Raw genomic sequence first — 14,531 nt, forward strand, 5'->3', positions numbered from 1 at the left:
TTCGATGACGCCACTTTTCATTCAGGAGCGTCGATGACGCTCGGCCCCCTGATGCTCGACGTCGCCGGCACCGAGCTGACCGACGACGACCGCCGCCGCCTTGGCCATCCGCTGGTCGGCGGCGTGATCCTGTTCACGCGCAACTACCGCGACCCGGCGCAGCTGGCGGCGCTCACTGCCGAGATCCATGCGCTCAAATCCGCGCCGCTGCTGATCGGCGTCGACCACGAAGGCGGCCGGGTGCAGCGCTTTCGCGAGGGCTTCACGCGACTGCCGCCGATGCGCGCTTTCGGTGAAATCTGGAACGACCACCCGCAACGCGCCCGCGAACTGGCGCGCGAAGCCGGTTACGTGCTGGCGGGCGAATTGCGTGCGCACGGCGTCGACTTCAGCTTTGCGCCGGTGCTCGACCTCGATTATGGCGCCTCCTCGGTGATCGGCGACCGCGCCTTCCATGCTGATCCGCACGCCGTGTTCCAGCTGGGGCAGGCGCTGATGCTGGGCATGAAGGACGCCGGCATGGCCGCCTGCGGCAAGCATTTTCCCGGCCACGGCTTCGTCAAGGCGGATTCGCATGTCGATATCCCGGTCGACGAACGTACGCTGGCCGACATGGCGATTGCCGACCTGGTGCCGTTCCGCCTGATGATCGAGGCGGGGCTCGCCGCGGTGATGCCGGCGCACGTGATCTATCCGCAGGTCGACGCCCAGCCTGCCGGATTTTCGCGCGTCTGGCTGCAAAAACTGCTGCGCCAGCAACTCGGTTTCGACGGCATGATTTTCAGCGACGACTTGTGCATGGAAGCCGCGGGCGTGGCCGGCGGCATCGTCGAGCGGGTGACGGCGTCGCTCGACGCCGGCTGCGACATGGCGCTGATCTGCAACCGCCCCGATCTCGCCGACGAGGCACTGGCCCGCCTCGAAGTGGACTGGCCCGCGCCGTCCCGTGCGCGGCTGGCGCGCATGCACGGCCATCCGCATCCGTCGAGCCTGACCCAACTGCGCGAATCGGCACGCTACGTCAATGCGCTGCACCATATTGCCGGGCTGGGGCAGGATTCGGCCGACCTCAACCTGCAGCCTGACCCGACTGACTACTGTGCACGTTCATAAGCACGACGACGCGCTCGCGCTCGAGCGCGGCGAAAGCCACGTCCACCACCACGTCGGGCACGACGGCAACAGCCGCACCCTGATCATCGCTCTACTACTGACACTGTCGTTCGCCGTGGTCGAGGCGGTGGCCGGCTGGTGGTCAGGCTCGCTCGCGCTGCTGGCCGACGCCGCCCACATGGTCACCGACAGCTCGGCGCTGGGGCTGGCGGCCGCCGCGGCCTGGCTGGCGCGGCGGCCGCCCAGCATGCTGCACTCCTACGGCCTGGTGCGGTCCGAGGTGCTGGCCGCCCTGTTCAACAGTCTGCTGATGCTGGGCTTGATCGCCTTCATCGTGAGCGAGGCCATCGACCGCATCGGCAATCCGCGCGACATCGCAGGCGGCGCCGTCATCGGCGTCGCGGTAATCGGCCTCGGGGTGAACCTCGCCGTCGCCTGGGTGCTGCATCGCGGCGAGCAGACGCTCAACAGCCGTGCGGCGCTGCTGCATGTGCTGGGCGATGCGCTTGGTTCGGTCGCCGCCATCACCGCCGGGGTGGTGGTGGTGACCACCGGCTGGACACCGATCGACCCGCTGCTGTCGCTGTTCGTCGCCGCGCTGATCTTGGTGGCCGCGCTGCGCCTGCTGCGCGAGGTCGTGCACGTGCTGATGGAAGGGGTGCCGCTGCATGTCCAACTCGATGCCGTCGGCCGCGACCTGGCGGCGCTCGGCGGCGTGCATCGGGTGCACGACCTGCATGTGTGGACGCTGTCGTCCGGTACCATCGCGCTGTCGGCGCATCTGGAAATCCGCAGCCTGGACGACTGGCCGGCCCTCCTCAACGCCGCACGCCAGACGCTGGATACGCGCCACGGCATCCGCCACGTCACCCTGCAGCCCGAGGTGCCAGCGGCGGTGCCGCTGGTGCGCGGCCCTTATCCGCCGCGCTAGCCTGCCGTGTGCCTGGTTGTTTTATCCGCTCCAGCGCGCCCAGCGGGCATGACACAATGCGGCTCCTGAACCGCACGCCGGCCTGCCGCCCTGATGCACACGCTTTCCACCGATCTGCGCTTCGCCCCGCCGTTCCGCGCGCCCGGCGTGCTGGCCGGGGTGATCGCGATGCACGCCGTCATCCTGGGCCTGATCCTGGCCGCGCCCCACACCCCGCCGGCACCGGCACTGCCGAGCCCGATCCATGTCCGCCTGATCGAAACCGCGGCTGAACCGCCCGCCCCCGTGACGGCCCCGCCGCCACCGGTCGTCACGCCGCCCCGTCCGCCGCAGCCATTGCGCGCGCCATCGCCTCCGGTCGCAGTGGCCCCACCGACGGCCCCGCAACCCGCCGCCGCGCCCGTGCCGGCCGTGCGCCCGGCGGAACCCGTCGCGCCGCTCGCGGCGCCTGCGCCCATTGCGCCGCCGCAACCCGCGCAAGTGCCCACACCCGTGGTGCAGCCGCGTTTCGACGCGGCCTACCTGGACAACCCGAGGCCACCTTACCCCAGCGTATCGCGCCGCCTGGGCGAGGAAGGCGAAGTGCGGCTGCGGGTCCAGGTCGACCCCGCTGGCCTCGCGCAGCAGGTCGAGATCCAGCAAGGCAGCGGCTACCCGCGGCTCGACCAGGCGGCGCTGGAAACTGTTCGCCAATGGCGCTTCGTGCCCGCCCGCCAGGGCGACCAGCCGGTCGCCGCCTGGGTCATCGTGCCGATACAATTCACCCTGAGGAGTCAACCATGAACGCCCCTGACGAACCGGTTCAACTGGGCCTCGCCCATTTTCTGACGCAGGCCGACGCGCTTGCACTTTTCCTGCTGATCGTGCTGCTGGCCATGTCGGTCATCACCTGGTATCTGATCGCCAGCAAGGCGATCGCCAACTGGCGCATGCGCAAAAGCGCGCGGGTGTTCCTGGAAAACTTCTGGAACGCGCCGGGGCTGGAACCGGTGGCCGAGCACCTGCGCACCGCCGGCGTGCACGATCCCTTCTCCAACCTCACCGAGTATGGTTTGAACGCGGCCGATCAATACCGCAACAAGACCGGCCAGCGCCTGATCGAGTCGGGCTCGGCGGACGAATTCCTGACCCGCGCGCTGCGCCGCGCCATCGACCAGGACACCGCACGACTCGAATACGGCCACACCATGCTGGCGTCGATCGCATCCTCCGCACCCTTCATCGGCCTGTTCGGCACGGTATGGGGGATTTATCACGCGCTGGTGAACATCGGCATGAGCGGCTCGGGCAGCCTCGACCAGGTGGCCGGACCGGTCGGCGAGGCGCTGATCATGACCGCGCTGGGGCTCGCGGTCGCGATCCCGGCCGTGCTCGCGTACAACTTCTTCAATCGCTCGAACCGGATGGTGTTGAACGAACTCGACGGCTTTGCGCACGACCTGTTCGCCTTCATGTCGACTGGCGTACGCGCCCAGGAGCAGGGGGCGAAACCCGACCCTGCCGCAAGGAGCGCATGATGGCCTTCGGCGGACTCCATTCCGGCGGGCGCTCGCAGGACATCGCGGAAATCAACATGATTCCGCTGATCGACGTGATGCTGGTGCTGCTGATCATTTTCATCATTACCGCGCCGCTGCTGACCCATGCGATCAAGCTCGACCTGCCGCAGGCCGCGAGCCAGCCCAGCCCGCAGCAGGCGGACACGATCCAGCTGTCGATCCAGGCCGACGGCACGGTGTTCTGGGACACCGAGGCGGTCGACGCCGACACGTGGCGGGCGCGCATGACCGCCGCCGCGCAGCAGACGCCGCAGCCGGAAATCCACCTGCGCGCAGACGGCGACCTGGCCTATCGTCATGTCGCCCGCATCATGGCCGACGCGTCGCGCGCTGGCCTGGTGAAGCTCGGTTTCGTCACCGACCCGCGCGACGCCTCCGCGCCCTGAGCGTGCTTCTCGCATGGACACTGCCCTGCCCCGGCTGCTTGCCTTCCTCTGCCTGCATGCAGCGTCCCCGCTGCTGGCGCAGACGCCGGCTGACGCGCCCGCCACGCTGGAGACGGTGCAGGTGACCGCGCCGGCCTACGACGCGGATGCGGCGCGTCAGGAGTCATCGGCCGCCAAGCTCATCATCAGTCGGGAGGATCTGGAAAAGCTCGATGCCGCGACGATCGGTGAAATCCTGCGTCAGTTGCCGGGCGTGAGTCTTGCCGCCGACGGCGGCGGCCGGCGTGGCCGCGGCCAGCCGGCCGATCGCCTGGAACCGCGCATCATCGTCGACGGCGAAGCCCTGCCCGGCGGTAACCGCATGGCGCTGAGCCTGCCGGTCGAACTGATCGAGCGCATCGAGATCATCCGCAACAGCACGGCGGAATTTCCGGCCGGTCCCGGCGGCACCATCAACCTGATCCTGCGCGACGTGCCGACAAAAAGAACCGGCACTTTCCGCGTCGGCCTCAGCCACAACGGCGATGCGTTCGGCGGGCGCATCGGCGGCGTGTATGGCGCGCGCGAAGGCGAAACCGGCGTGCTGTGGATGGGCTTTGCCAACTCGCGGCCGCTCAGCGGCGACCGCACGGTGTCTGCCGAGCATTTCAGCGCCGGCGTGCGCGACGACTGGGACATTGAAACCGACCGAGAAAGCGGCCGCGAATACGCGCTGCACCTGGCGCCGCGCTTTACCCGCGACCTCGACTCGGGCGCGCGCCTCACGCTCAGCCCCTTCTTCCGCTTCAGCGAACTCGACCGCCTCACCCTCATCCAACGCAGCACCTATACCGATCCGCTGCTGGGCACCGGGCTGGTCAGCGATGGCCGCGAGCGCGAACGCGAGGCCACGCAGCGCATGAACGGCCGCCTGGCCGCCGAATGGAAGCGCCGCCTGCCGGGTGCAGGCGAAGCCAGTGCGCGACTGTCGCTGCAGGGTGAAAGCGAACGCCGCAGCCAGCAGCTCGACACCTATGATGCTGCCGACGCGCTGGTCGACCAGACCCGCACGCGCACCACCAGCGACGGCGTCGAAGTCAGCCTGGCCGCCAAGCGCAGCCGCCCGCTGGCCGGTGCACACCTGGCCACCGCCGGAGTGGAAGCACGCCACAAGCAGGTGCGCGATCGCCGCCGCGACACGCTCAACGGCGCGCCCGTCGCGCTCGGTGCGCAGGCGCGCGCCGACAGCCGCGAGCAGCTGTTCGCGCTGTGGGCGCAGGACGAATGGCAGATCGCCGAGCGCCATCTGCTCACGCCCGGCCTACGGCTGCAGCGCAGCGCCAGCGAAGTCACCGACGCGCTCGATGCAACGGTGAAAAACACCCACACCGCCTGGCTGCCCTCGCTGCACTATCTGTGGCAACCCGACCCGCGCTGGAACCTGCGCGCCAGCCTCGCGCTCGCCGACGCGCCGCCCGGCGTGCGCGCGCTCTCGCCGGTGATCCGCACCGCAACCGGCACCAACACCCTGAGCAACCCCGACCGCGCCGGCAACCCCGCGCTCGACGCCGAACAGACCGCCACGCTGCAGCTCGGAGTGGAACATTTCCTGCCCCACAAGCGCGGCAGCGCCGGCCTCAATCTGTATCTGCGCCAGATCGACGACAAGGTACAGCGGCTCACCCAGCTCGAGGGCGCACGCTATGTCGAGCGTCCCACCAATGTCGGCCGCGCAGACGAAACCAGCCTGGTCGCCGATTTCAAGATCAAGCCCATCCGCCTGCCAGCGCTCACCCTGCGCGGCAACGCCTCGACCAGCCGTCTTAGCCTAGACGACCCCCAGCTGCGACAGGAAAGCCCGCGTCACAGCGGCAACCTCGGCTTTGACTACGAGCATGCGCCGTGGCGGCTGACCGTCGGCGGCAATCTCAGCCTCAGCGCCGCATTCAGTCGCGAGGCGAGCGCCGACACACAGCTCACCCAGCGTGCGCGTCAGCAGCTCGACCTCTATGCGGTCAAGAAACTCGACCGCCAGTTGAGCCTACGCCTGTCGGTCGACAACCTCACCCGCAGCGGTCGCGGCAACGACAGCGAGGCCTGGTCCGGCAGCACACTCGACAGCCGCGAGACAGACCGCGCTGACGGCGTGCGCGTTGTGTTCCTGAGCGTGGAAGGCAAGCTGTAGCGTCATCCCGTCGCCTGACGGGTGCGCGCCCTGCGCATTTTTTTGCGCCTGCACTTGATTTATGATTGAGAATCATTATTATTCGCGTATTCGATATTGGATCCGCATCCATGAAACCCAGCCCGACCGATCCCAAGCGTAGTGCTACCGAGCCGGATGCGCAGCCCTGCCTGCCGGACCCGGTTTCGACGGACCGCCTGTTCCAGGGGCGGCAGGAAATCCAGATCACCCATCGGGACGAAACCTACCGCCTGCGCATCACCCGCAACGGCAGGCTGATCCTGACCAAGTAAGCCCCACGCCTGAAAGGACGCACATGCCCCCGACCTCGCTTCTGATCGCCGCCCTGCTCCTGCTACGCCGCCCTTGCGCGCGCAGCCGCTCCACCGCCGCGCTGCTGCTGAGCCGGGCCGCGCAACATGCCGCACTCAGCCCGGATGAGCGCGATTCCTGCCTGTATCTGATTGACGAACTGGAATACGAGGCACTGCCGCCGCAATGAATCCGCAGTCCGCCCACGTGTCGGTCTCGCGTCTGTCGCCCGCCAGTCTGGCCGCGGTGACGCTCGCGCATGCCGGGCTGCTCGGTGGGTTGTTGTTCGCGCCCGCCACGCCCGAACCGATCACGCCGCCGCGCCCGCTGATGGTGAGCCTGCTCACGCCCACGGTCGAAGCACCGCAGCCGCAACCCAAACCTGAACCCAAACCACAACCGCCAAAACCGGTGACCAAGCCGCTGCCGACGCCTGTATTGGCCGCCAAGCCGACGCCCGTCCCGCAGCCGGTGGTCGAAACGCCCAAGCCGACGCCGCTGCCCGAACCCGTGCCCGAGCTGTTGCCGCCGCCGGCACCCGCGCCGGTCGCGGAAGCGCCCAAGCCGGCGCCGCCGTCCCCCCCGACGCCCACACCGCCGCGTCCGCCGGATTACCTGAACAATCCCAAGCCGTCCTACCCCGCGTTGTCCAAACGCCTGGGCGAGAAAGGCACGGTGCGTCTCAACATTCTGGTCAACCCGGACGGCAGCGTCGCGCAGTTGGAGCTGGCGGAAAGCAGCGGTCATCCGCGTCTCGACCGCGCCGCCATCGACACCGTGCAGTCCAGCTGGAAATTCGAGCCCGCCCGCCAAGGCGGCAGGCCGGTGGCCGCGTGGGTCATCGTGCCGATTCAGTTCACCCTCAGGAGTTAAGCCATGGAATCCGCCGCAACCCAAACCCCGCTGGGCTTTGCCCACTTCATCGCGCAGGCCGACGGTCTCGCCCATGTGCTGCTCGTCGTGCTGGTGACGATGTCGGTGATCACCTGGTATCTGATCGTGTCGAAGAGTCTCGCCAATTGGCGCATGAAAAAGCATGCCGAGGCGTTCCTCGCGCGTTTCTGGGATGCGCCCGGTCTGGCCGCGGTCGCCGACTACCTGCAGAGCCACGGCATCAACGATCCGTTCTCGCACCTGACCCACCACGGGCTCAAGGCAGCCGAGCAGTACCGCAACAAGACCGGGCAGCGCCTGGTCGAGTCGGGCTCGGAAGACGAATTCCTGACCCGTGCGCTGCGCCGCGCGATCAACCAGGACACCGCGCGCCTGGAGTATGGCCATACCATGCTGGCGTCGATCGCGTCCTCCGCGCCGTTCGTCGGCCTGTTTGGCACGGTATGGGGCATCTATCACGCGCTGGTCAACATCGGCATGAGCGGTTCGGGCAGTCTTGACCAGGTCGCCGGCCCCGTGGGCGAGGCGTTGATCATGACCGCGCTGGGCCTCGCGGTCGCGATCCCGGCCGTGCTCGCCTACAACTTCTTCAACCGCGCCAAGCGCACCATGCTGTCCGAACTTGACGGCTTCGCGCATGACCTGTTCGCCTTCATGTCGACCGGGCTGCGCAACAACACCCGCGTGCACAAGGACGAGGCGCGCATCTACGCCGCGCCCGTGGCAAGGCGCGCCTGATGGCTTTCGGCGGACTCACGAACGAGGCCGGCGACGGCGACCACGCGGAGATCAACATGATTCCGCTGATCGATGTGATGCTGGTGCTGCTGGTAATTTTCATCATCACCGCGCCCTTGATGACGCACGCGGTCAAGGTCGACCTGCCGCAGGCGTCGAGCCAGCCGAATGAGATGAAGCCCGAGACGATCCAGCTGTCGATCCAGGCTGACGGCACGGTGTTCTGGAATGCCGAGGTGGTCGACGCCGCGGCGTGGCAAACCCGCATGGCCGTCGCCGCGCAGCGGACGCCACAGCCGGAAATCCATCTGCGCGCCGACGGTGATCTCGCGTATCGCCATGTCGCGCAGATCATGGCCGATGCGGCCAAGGCCGGGCTCGTCAAGCTGGGATTCGTGACCGATCCCCGCACCCAATAAGGTTTCACTAAAGGACGCAATCGTCCGTTTTCAACCCCAGCCAGCCAGCCGCATGCCTTGCGTCAAGCCAGCCAGATTCATCTGACGCAAGGAGCAATCAATGAACCGCATCACCCGCAGTTTCAGGCAGCATGGCGCGCCACAGGCACTCACCCGATCCCGGCTGGCCATGGCTGTGGCCGTGGCACTCAATTTCCCCGCCCAGGGGATGGCCGCCCAGATTGAATTGCCGCGTATCGACGTCATCTCTGGCGGCGAAGAAGCCATTACCAAGCAACCGGGTTCAGTCTCGATCGTCAACCAGGCGCAACTCGACCGTATCCAGCCACTTTCCACCGAAGATGCCCTGCGCAAGGTTCCCGGCGTACACATCAAGGGCGAAGAAGAAACGGCCGTTGTCGCCAACATCGGCATCCGTGGCCTGAGCGCGGCAGACTACAAAACGCTGATTCTCGAAGACGGCGTGCCCATCGCGCCGGGTCTCTTCGTCGGCAACGGCCGCTACTACAACCCGCGCATCCAGCGCATGGACGAAATCGAAGTGCTGAAAGGCGCCGCTGCGCTGCGCTACGGCCCCAACACCATCGGCGGCGTCATCAACTACAAGACCAGGGACCCCATCGACGGCTTCGCCGTCTCGGGCCGCGTTGGCACGCACAACTATCGCGAAGCCACTCTCGAAGCGGGCGGCTCGACGCCTTCGGGCGAAGCCCAGGCCGGGTTGTTCTACACCCGCGCGTCGAGCGACGGCTTCCAGGACAAGGGCTTCGACATGCAGGACCTGATGGTCAAGGCCGGCATGGCGCTGGGTGACAACCAGTGGCTGGGCGCGAAATTCACGTATTACGAAAACGACGCCAATATTTCCTATCGCGGCCTGTTCCTGGGCGAATACAACGCCGGCGCCGAGTACAACCCCGCGCCGGATGACTACTTCCTGACCGAACGCAAATCGCTCGATATCAACCATATGTGGGAAATCCGCCCCGGCATGAGCCTGAACACCGTGCTCTACTGGAGCGAGATGTACCGCGACTACTGGCGCTTTGCTGTCGACAGCGCTGCCTCGACCGCCGCCGGAAGCTGGGTTTACACCAACGTTGTCAACGGCAACAACCGCTCTTTCGACCGCATCGGCCTGGATTCCCGTCTCACAGTCGCCAACACGCTCTTCGGCGTAGGCGGCGAGGCCGAAATCGGCGTGCGCGTCATGCAGGAAGAAATGGTCGATCAGGGTATCGCCGCGACCCGCGCCAACCCGCGTACGGGCACGATCACCACCGACCGCATCGATTCCGCCACCAGCTACGCTCTCTTCGCGCAGAATCGCTTCGATGTGACAGACAGGCTCTCGATCACCCCCGGCCTGCGGATCGAAAGCTACACGCAGGAGCGTGAAGACCTCCGCAACAGTGCCAACAACGGCGACAGTTCGAACACCGAATACCTGCCCGGGATCGGCGCAACCTACAAGCTGAACCCCGCCGCCCAGCTCTACGGCAGCGTCTACAAGGCGTTCTCGCCGCCACTCAACGCGCAATCGATCGTGACCGGGGTCGATCAGCAACTCGACGCCGAACACTCCATCAACGTCGAATTCGGCGTGCGTGGCCAAAGCGGGGCGCTGCGTTATGAATTCACCGCGTTCCAGATGGATTTCGACAACCAGATCACCCCGGCCATCTCAGGCGGGCTTGCGAACGCAAACGCCGGCAGCACCCTGCATCGCGGCCTGGAAGGGGCGCTGGGTTACCGCTTTGGCAATGGCTTCAGCGTGGACGGCAACCTGACCTGGATTCCGGTTTCGGAATACCGCGAAAATCGCGGCGGTGGCATCAACGAAGGCAACCGCCTGCCGTACTCGCCCGAACTGCTGGCAAACCTGAGCCTCGGCTACGCGTCGGGCCCGGTCAACGCCGCACTCTCCTGGAATTATGTCGATGAACAGTTCGGTTCCGGCGACAACAGCGTCCCCATTACCGGCAGCGGCGGTGCCATCTGGTCGGGCCTGATTCCGAGCTACTACACCGTCGACCTCACCGGCAGCTACGACGTCAACAAGCAGCTCAAGCTCTTCGGCGCGATCAAGAACCTGACCGACGAGCGCTACATCGCCAGTCTGCGTCAGGGTATCTACGCCGGCCCCGAACGGGCAGTCGAAGTGGGTGCGAAATACACCTTCTGACCCTGCGTCACGACTTTCGAAAAAACAGGGTCGTCATCACTGACACGGTGCTGGCGCCCGACGCGCTGACGGCAATCCGCCAACTGCTCGCCGGGGCGAACTGGGCGACCGGCCTGTCGGCCGGCGCGCAGGTCGCGCTCGTCAAGAAAAGCCGCAACGCCCGGAGGACGCGCTGCAACTGCGCGGACTCCGGTTTCCCGTCATGCGCGCGCGGCTGCAGCAAGCTGCTGCTTTCCGTATGCTGAAGGCTGGGAGATGCCGAGAATGTTGTTGACAATCATTCTCATTTATATAAAATAAGCGCATCTGATCCATTTGCTGGAGAACGCAATGTACGTTTGCCTCTGCCACAGTGTCACTGATACCGATATCCGCCGACTGGTGCGGACCGAAGGCGTGTGCACGATGCGCGAACTGAGCCGCGAACTGGGCGTCGCCACTCAGTGCGGCAAATGTGGCCGCTGTGCCAAGGAGGTGCTGCGCGAAGCCGTGAACGAGATGCGCAGCGAAGACGCGCTCTGCCCGGGACTGGCTGCGGCCTGATCCTGCCCTACCGCTAGGCTTGTCTTACCGGCCTCCCTTCCTAAAATGGTCAGGCAACCCCACTGACTCAACCATCGAGCACCGGCATGTACGCCGGCGCCTGCAAACATCAGGAGTGCAGCATGAAAGGCGACAAGAAAGTCATCCAGTATCTGAACAAGGCGTTGACGGTGGAACTCACCGCCATCAACCAGTATTTCCTGCATGCCCGCATGTACAAGAACTGGGGCCTGACTGCACTGGGCAAGCACGAATATGAGGAATCGATCGAGGAGATGAAACACGCCGACAAGCTGATCGAGCGCATTCTCTTCCTGGAAGGCCTGCCCAACCTGCAGGACCTGAACAAGCTGATGATCGGCGAGAACGTGGTCGAGTGCCTGGGCTGCGACCTCAAGCTGGAACTCACCGGCCGGGCGCTGTATGTCGAGGCCATCGCGCACTGCGAGGCGGTCAAGGATTATGTCTCGCGCGAAATCCTCACCGGCATCCAGGCCGACACCGAAGAGCACATCGATTACCTCGAAACCCAGCTCGACCTGGTCAAGCGGATGGGCGAGCAGAACTACATGCAGACTGCCGCCGGGCCGATCGAAAGCTGAGCGCCGCCGCGCGTACAATGGACGCCCCCGCCGTGGGGCGTTTTTTGTTGCTTCCGATGGATTTCGATCTCGACTGCCGCGCCTGCCCGCGCCTCGCCACCTTTCTGGACGAGGTGCGCGTCCGCCATCCCGACTACCACGCCCGCCCGGTACCCGCCTTCGGCGACCCTGCGCCGGATCTGCTGATCGTCGGCCTCGCGCCCGGCATGCACGGCGCCAACCGCAGCGGGCGCCCCTTCACCGGCGACTACGCCGGCGTGCTGCTGTACGAGACGCTGCACAAATTTGGCTACGCCAGCGCACCGGAATCGGTGTCGGTCGAGGATGGATTGAAACTTACCGGCTGCCGCATCACCAACGCGGTCAAATGCCTGCCACCGGCCAACAAGCCGGAGCCGGGCGAGATCCGTGAGTGCAACCGCTTCCTCACCGCCGAGATCGCCGCGCTGCCCGCGCACACCAGCATCCTGGCGCTGGGCCAGATCGCGCATCAGGCGGTTCTTCGCGCGCAGGGCCTCAAGCTCAAGGACTATCCCTTCGGCCACGCCAGCGATTACCGCCTGCCCGACGGCCGGCGCCTGGTCAGCAGCTACCACTGCTCCCGCTACAATACCCAGACGCGCCGCCTCACCCCGGAGATGTTCGCGGCGGTGTTCGAGAAAATTCAAGCGAAGGACTGACCATGCCCGTCGTCACCATCAAGCTCGCCGGCACGCTGACCCGCGAGCAGAAGCAGAAAGTCGCCGAGGAAATCACCGCCACGCTGGAGCGCCATGCGGGCAAGCCGGCGTCGTACACCTACATCGCGTTCGAGGAGCTGCCGGACGAGAACTGGGCGATCGCCGGCAAGCTGCTCGACGAAGAATGAGCCTTTGAGCGTCGACAAGGAATTCCTCGCCTCGCTGCCCACCCGCCCCGGCGTCTACCGCATGATCGACGCGGCCGGCGCGGTGCTCTATGTCGGCAAGGCGAAGGACCTGAAGAAGCGCGTCTGCAGCTATTTCCAGAAGACCGACCAGAGCCCGCGCATCCGGCTGATGCTGAAAAGCGTCGACCACATCGACACCACGGTGACGCGCACCGAGGCCGAGGCGCTGCTGCTGGAAAACAACTTGATCAAGGGACTGAAGCCGCGCTTCAACATCCTGTTCCGCGACGACAAGTCCTATCCCTACCTGCTGCTGACCGGGCACCGCTTCCCGCGCCTGGCCTACTTCCGCGGCACGCCGAAAAAAAGCGACCAGGCCTTCGGTCCCTACCCCAATGCCTACGCGGTGCGCGAAAGCATGCAGCTGCTGCAGAAAGTGTTCCAGCTGCGCACCTGCGAGGACAGCGTGTTTGCCAACCGCTCGCGGCCCTGCCTGCTGCACCAGATCAAGCGCTGCACCGCGCCGTGCGTCAATCGCATCGCTGCGGACGCCTACGCGCGCGACATCGAGGCCGCCGCGCAGCTGCTCAAGGGTGAAGCCACCGCGCTGACCGAAAACATCACCGCGCAGATGAACGCCGCCGCGGCCGCGCTCGATTTCGAGACGGCGGCGCTGTTGCGCGACCGCCTGCGGATGCTGGCGACGGTGCGCGAAAAACAGTTCGTCGACACCACCGGCAGCGAGGCCGACGCCGACGTGGTCGCGGTGGCCGACGTCGCGGGCGTGATCGCGGTCAACCTCACGATGATCCGCGGCGGCCGCCATCTCGGCGACCGCAGCTTCTTTCCGCAGCACGGCGAAGGGGCGACGCCAGCCGAGGCGCTCGACGCCTTCATCGCCCAGCATTACCTCGACCACCCGATTCCGGCGCGCATTCTGGTCAGCGAATCCATCGAGACCGAGACCCTGGAAACGCTGCTCTCCCAGCAGGCCGGCAAGAAGGTCACCCTCCAGCATCGCGTCACCGGCGAGCGCCGTGTATGGCTGACCATGGCGCAGGCCAATGCCCGCCTGTCGGCCGAGCGCCGTAGCACCGAACGCGCCAACCAGTCACAGCGTCTCGCCGCGCTCGCCGAGACGCTCGACCTGCCCGGGCTGAAACGCATCGAATGCTTCGACATCTCGCACACCATGGGCGAAGCGACCGTTGCCTCCTGCGTAGTGTATGAAGGCGACGACCTGAAGAAATCCGACTACCGCCGCTACAACATCGCTGGGATCACCCCCGGCGACGATTACGCGGCGATGCGCGCCGCGCTCACCAAACGCTTCCACAGGAGCATCGAGGAAAACGGGGTATTGCCCGACCTGCTGCTGATCGACGGCGGCAAGGGACAGATATCGAGCGCAGTCGAAGCGATGAACGAACTGGGGCTCGGCGAAGTGCTGCTGCTCGGCGTCGCCAAGGGTGAAGCGCGCAAGCCCGGTCTGGAAACGCTGATCTTCGCCGACGGCCGCGAACTCAGGCTGGCCAAGGACCATCCGGGGTTTCATCTCATCCAGCAGGTGCGCGACGAGGCCCACCGCTTTGCCATCACAGGCCACCGCGCCAAACGCGGCAAGGCACGCATGCAGTCGACGCTGGAAGACATCGCCGGCATCGGCCCCAAACGACGCAAACAGCTGCTTGAACACTTCGGCGGCCTGCAGGGTGTGCGCGACGCCGGCGTCGACGCGCTTGCCTCGGTCAACGGTATCAGCCGAGAATTGGCGGAAACCATTTACCATGCGCTGCACTGATACCCCTTAATCTTGC

At 66.1% G+C, this 14,531-nt stretch carries 18 protein-coding genes; all 18 read left to right on the forward strand.

Annotated elements, in window-relative coordinates; all coding sequences use genetic code 11:
• Positions 1-33 precede the first annotated feature (33 nt).
• The 18 genes from nagZ to uvrC all read left to right on the forward strand — a co-directional run bounded on the left by nagZ (position 34) and on the right by uvrC (position 14,515).
• The gene (nagZ, locus tag Q8R61_RS00795; RefSeq protein ID WP_305533410.1) at positions 34-1,113 is read left to right on the forward strand and encodes a beta-N-acetylhexosaminidase; all 1,080 of its coding nucleotides are present in this window, start codon (positions 34-36) and stop codon (positions 1,111-1,113) included.
• Complete coding sequence (locus tag Q8R61_RS00800; RefSeq protein WP_305533411.1) at positions 1,100-2,044, forward strand: cation diffusion facilitator family transporter; 945 nt, start codon at positions 1,100-1,102, stop codon at positions 2,042-2,044. The genes nagZ and Q8R61_RS00800 overlap by 14 nt, the downstream gene beginning before the upstream one ends.
• Before the next feature lie 93 nt (positions 2,045-2,137).
• Positions 2,138-2,827, forward strand: a complete 690-nt coding sequence (locus Q8R61_RS00805) for an energy transducer TonB (RefSeq protein WP_305533412.1) — start codon at positions 2,138-2,140, stop codon at positions 2,825-2,827.
• Positions 2,824-3,561: a MotA/TolQ/ExbB proton channel family protein gene (locus Q8R61_RS00810; protein ID WP_305533413.1), complete on the forward strand. Its 738-nt coding sequence runs from the start codon at positions 2,824-2,826 to the stop codon at positions 3,559-3,561. Before Q8R61_RS00805 ends, Q8R61_RS00810 begins: the two co-directional genes overlap by 4 nt.
• Positions 3,561-3,989 carry a biopolymer transporter ExbD gene (locus tag Q8R61_RS00815; protein ID WP_305533414.1) on the forward strand — a complete coding sequence of 143 codons (429 nt, stop codon included), beginning with the start codon at positions 3,561-3,563 and terminating at the stop codon, positions 3,987-3,989. Before Q8R61_RS00810 ends, Q8R61_RS00815 begins: the two co-directional genes overlap by 1 nt.
• A gap of 13 nt (positions 3,990-4,002) precedes the next feature.
• A complete protein-coding gene (locus Q8R61_RS00820) occupies positions 4,003-6,153 on the forward strand; it encodes a TonB-dependent siderophore receptor (protein WP_305533415.1) in 2,151 nt (716 codons plus the stop codon).
• 110 nt (positions 6,154-6,263) lie between these two features.
• Entirely contained in the window at positions 6,264-6,446 is a 183-nt protein-coding gene (gene hemP / locus Q8R61_RS00825; protein WP_305533416.1) for a hemin uptake protein HemP, read from the forward strand.
• 23 nt (positions 6,447-6,469) lie between these two features.
• Positions 6,470-6,655, forward strand: coding sequence for a hypothetical protein (locus Q8R61_RS00830; RefSeq protein WP_305533417.1), 186 nt, complete (start codon positions 6,470-6,472; stop codon positions 6,653-6,655).
• Positions 6,652-7,338, forward strand: coding sequence for an energy transducer TonB (locus Q8R61_RS00835; protein WP_305533418.1), 687 nt, complete (start codon positions 6,652-6,654; stop codon positions 7,336-7,338). The genes Q8R61_RS00830 and Q8R61_RS00835 overlap by 4 nt, the downstream gene beginning before the upstream one ends.
• Before the next feature lie 3 nt (positions 7,339-7,341).
• Positions 7,342-8,097: a MotA/TolQ/ExbB proton channel family protein gene (locus Q8R61_RS00840; RefSeq protein ID WP_305533419.1), complete on the forward strand. Its 756-nt coding sequence runs from the start codon at positions 7,342-7,344 to the stop codon at positions 8,095-8,097.
• A complete protein-coding gene (locus tag Q8R61_RS00845) occupies positions 8,097-8,516 on the forward strand; it encodes a biopolymer transporter ExbD (RefSeq protein WP_305533420.1) in 420 nt (139 codons plus the stop codon). The genes Q8R61_RS00840 and Q8R61_RS00845 overlap by 1 nt, the downstream gene beginning before the upstream one ends.
• Positions 8,517-8,616: 100 nt before the next feature.
• Positions 8,617-10,701 carry a TonB-dependent siderophore receptor gene (locus tag Q8R61_RS00850; protein WP_305533421.1) on the forward strand — a complete coding sequence of 695 codons (2,085 nt, stop codon included), beginning with the start codon at positions 8,617-8,619 and terminating at the stop codon, positions 10,699-10,701.
• A gap of 47 nt (positions 10,702-10,748) precedes the next feature.
• A complete protein-coding gene (locus Q8R61_RS00855; RefSeq protein WP_305533422.1) occupies positions 10,749-10,946 on the forward strand; it encodes a hypothetical protein in 198 nt (65 codons plus the stop codon).
• An 85-nt stretch (positions 10,947-11,031) separates the two neighbouring features.
• Positions 11,032-11,244, forward strand: a complete 213-nt coding sequence (locus Q8R61_RS00860; RefSeq protein ID WP_305533423.1) for a bacterioferritin-associated ferredoxin — start codon at positions 11,032-11,034, stop codon at positions 11,242-11,244.
• 122 nt (positions 11,245-11,366) lie between these two features.
• Positions 11,367-11,846 carry a bacterioferritin gene (gene bfr / locus Q8R61_RS00865; protein ID WP_305533424.1) on the forward strand — a complete coding sequence of 160 codons (480 nt, stop codon included), beginning with the start codon at positions 11,367-11,369 and terminating at the stop codon, positions 11,844-11,846.
• Between the two features lie 56 nt (positions 11,847-11,902).
• Positions 11,903-12,526: a uracil-DNA glycosylase gene (locus Q8R61_RS00870; protein WP_305533448.1), complete on the forward strand. Its 624-nt coding sequence runs from the start codon at positions 11,903-11,905 to the stop codon at positions 12,524-12,526.
• 2 nt (positions 12,527-12,528) lie between these two features.
• Positions 12,529-12,714 carry a 4-oxalocrotonate tautomerase family protein gene (locus tag Q8R61_RS00875; RefSeq protein WP_296641616.1) on the forward strand — a complete coding sequence of 62 codons (186 nt, stop codon included), beginning with the start codon at positions 12,529-12,531 and terminating at the stop codon, positions 12,712-12,714.
• Positions 12,715-12,718: 4 nt separating this feature from the next.
• Complete coding sequence (uvrC, locus tag Q8R61_RS00880) at positions 12,719-14,515, forward strand: excinuclease ABC subunit UvrC (protein ID WP_305533425.1); 1,797 nt, start codon at positions 12,719-12,721, stop codon at positions 14,513-14,515.
• Positions 14,516-14,531: the final 16 nt, after the last annotated feature.

Origin of the sequence: Thiobacillus sp., from assembly GCF_030696885.1 — a bacterium.
Lineage (GTDB): Bacteria > Pseudomonadota > Gammaproteobacteria > Burkholderiales > Thiobacillaceae > Thiobacillus.

Coding starts and splice junctions, on each gene's coding strand:
- nagZ (WP_305533410.1), top strand. CDS start 34: ATGACGCTCGGCCCCCTGATGCTCGACGTCGCCGGCACCGAGCTGACC.
- Q8R61_RS00805 (WP_305533412.1), top strand. CDS start 2,138: ATGCACACGCTTTCCACCGATCTGCGCTTCGCCCCGCCGTTCCGCGCG.
- Q8R61_RS00810 (WP_305533413.1), top strand. CDS start 2,824: ATGAACGCCCCTGACGAACCGGTTCAACTGGGCCTCGCCCATTTTCTG.
- Q8R61_RS00815 (WP_305533414.1), top strand. CDS start 3,561: ATGGCCTTCGGCGGACTCCATTCCGGCGGGCGCTCGCAGGACATCGCG.
- Q8R61_RS00820 (WP_305533415.1), top strand. CDS start 4,003: ATGGACACTGCCCTGCCCCGGCTGCTTGCCTTCCTCTGCCTGCATGCA.
- hemP (WP_305533416.1), top strand. CDS start 6,264: ATGAAACCCAGCCCGACCGATCCCAAGCGTAGTGCTACCGAGCCGGAT.
- Q8R61_RS00830 (WP_305533417.1), top strand. CDS start 6,470: ATGCCCCCGACCTCGCTTCTGATCGCCGCCCTGCTCCTGCTACGCCGC.
- Q8R61_RS00835 (WP_305533418.1), top strand. CDS start 6,652: ATGAATCCGCAGTCCGCCCACGTGTCGGTCTCGCGTCTGTCGCCCGCC.
- Q8R61_RS00840 (WP_305533419.1), top strand. CDS start 7,342: ATGGAATCCGCCGCAACCCAAACCCCGCTGGGCTTTGCCCACTTCATC.
- Q8R61_RS00845 (WP_305533420.1), top strand. CDS start 8,097: ATGGCTTTCGGCGGACTCACGAACGAGGCCGGCGACGGCGACCACGCG.
- Q8R61_RS00850 (WP_305533421.1), top strand. CDS start 8,617: ATGAACCGCATCACCCGCAGTTTCAGGCAGCATGGCGCGCCACAGGCA.
- Q8R61_RS00860 (WP_305533423.1), top strand. CDS start 11,032: ATGTACGTTTGCCTCTGCCACAGTGTCACTGATACCGATATCCGCCGA.
- bfr (WP_305533424.1), top strand. CDS start 11,367: ATGAAAGGCGACAAGAAAGTCATCCAGTATCTGAACAAGGCGTTGACG.
- Q8R61_RS00870 (WP_305533448.1), top strand. CDS start 11,903: ATGGATTTCGATCTCGACTGCCGCGCCTGCCCGCGCCTCGCCACCTTT.
- Q8R61_RS00875 (WP_296641616.1), top strand. CDS start 12,529: ATGCCCGTCGTCACCATCAAGCTCGCCGGCACGCTGACCCGCGAGCAG.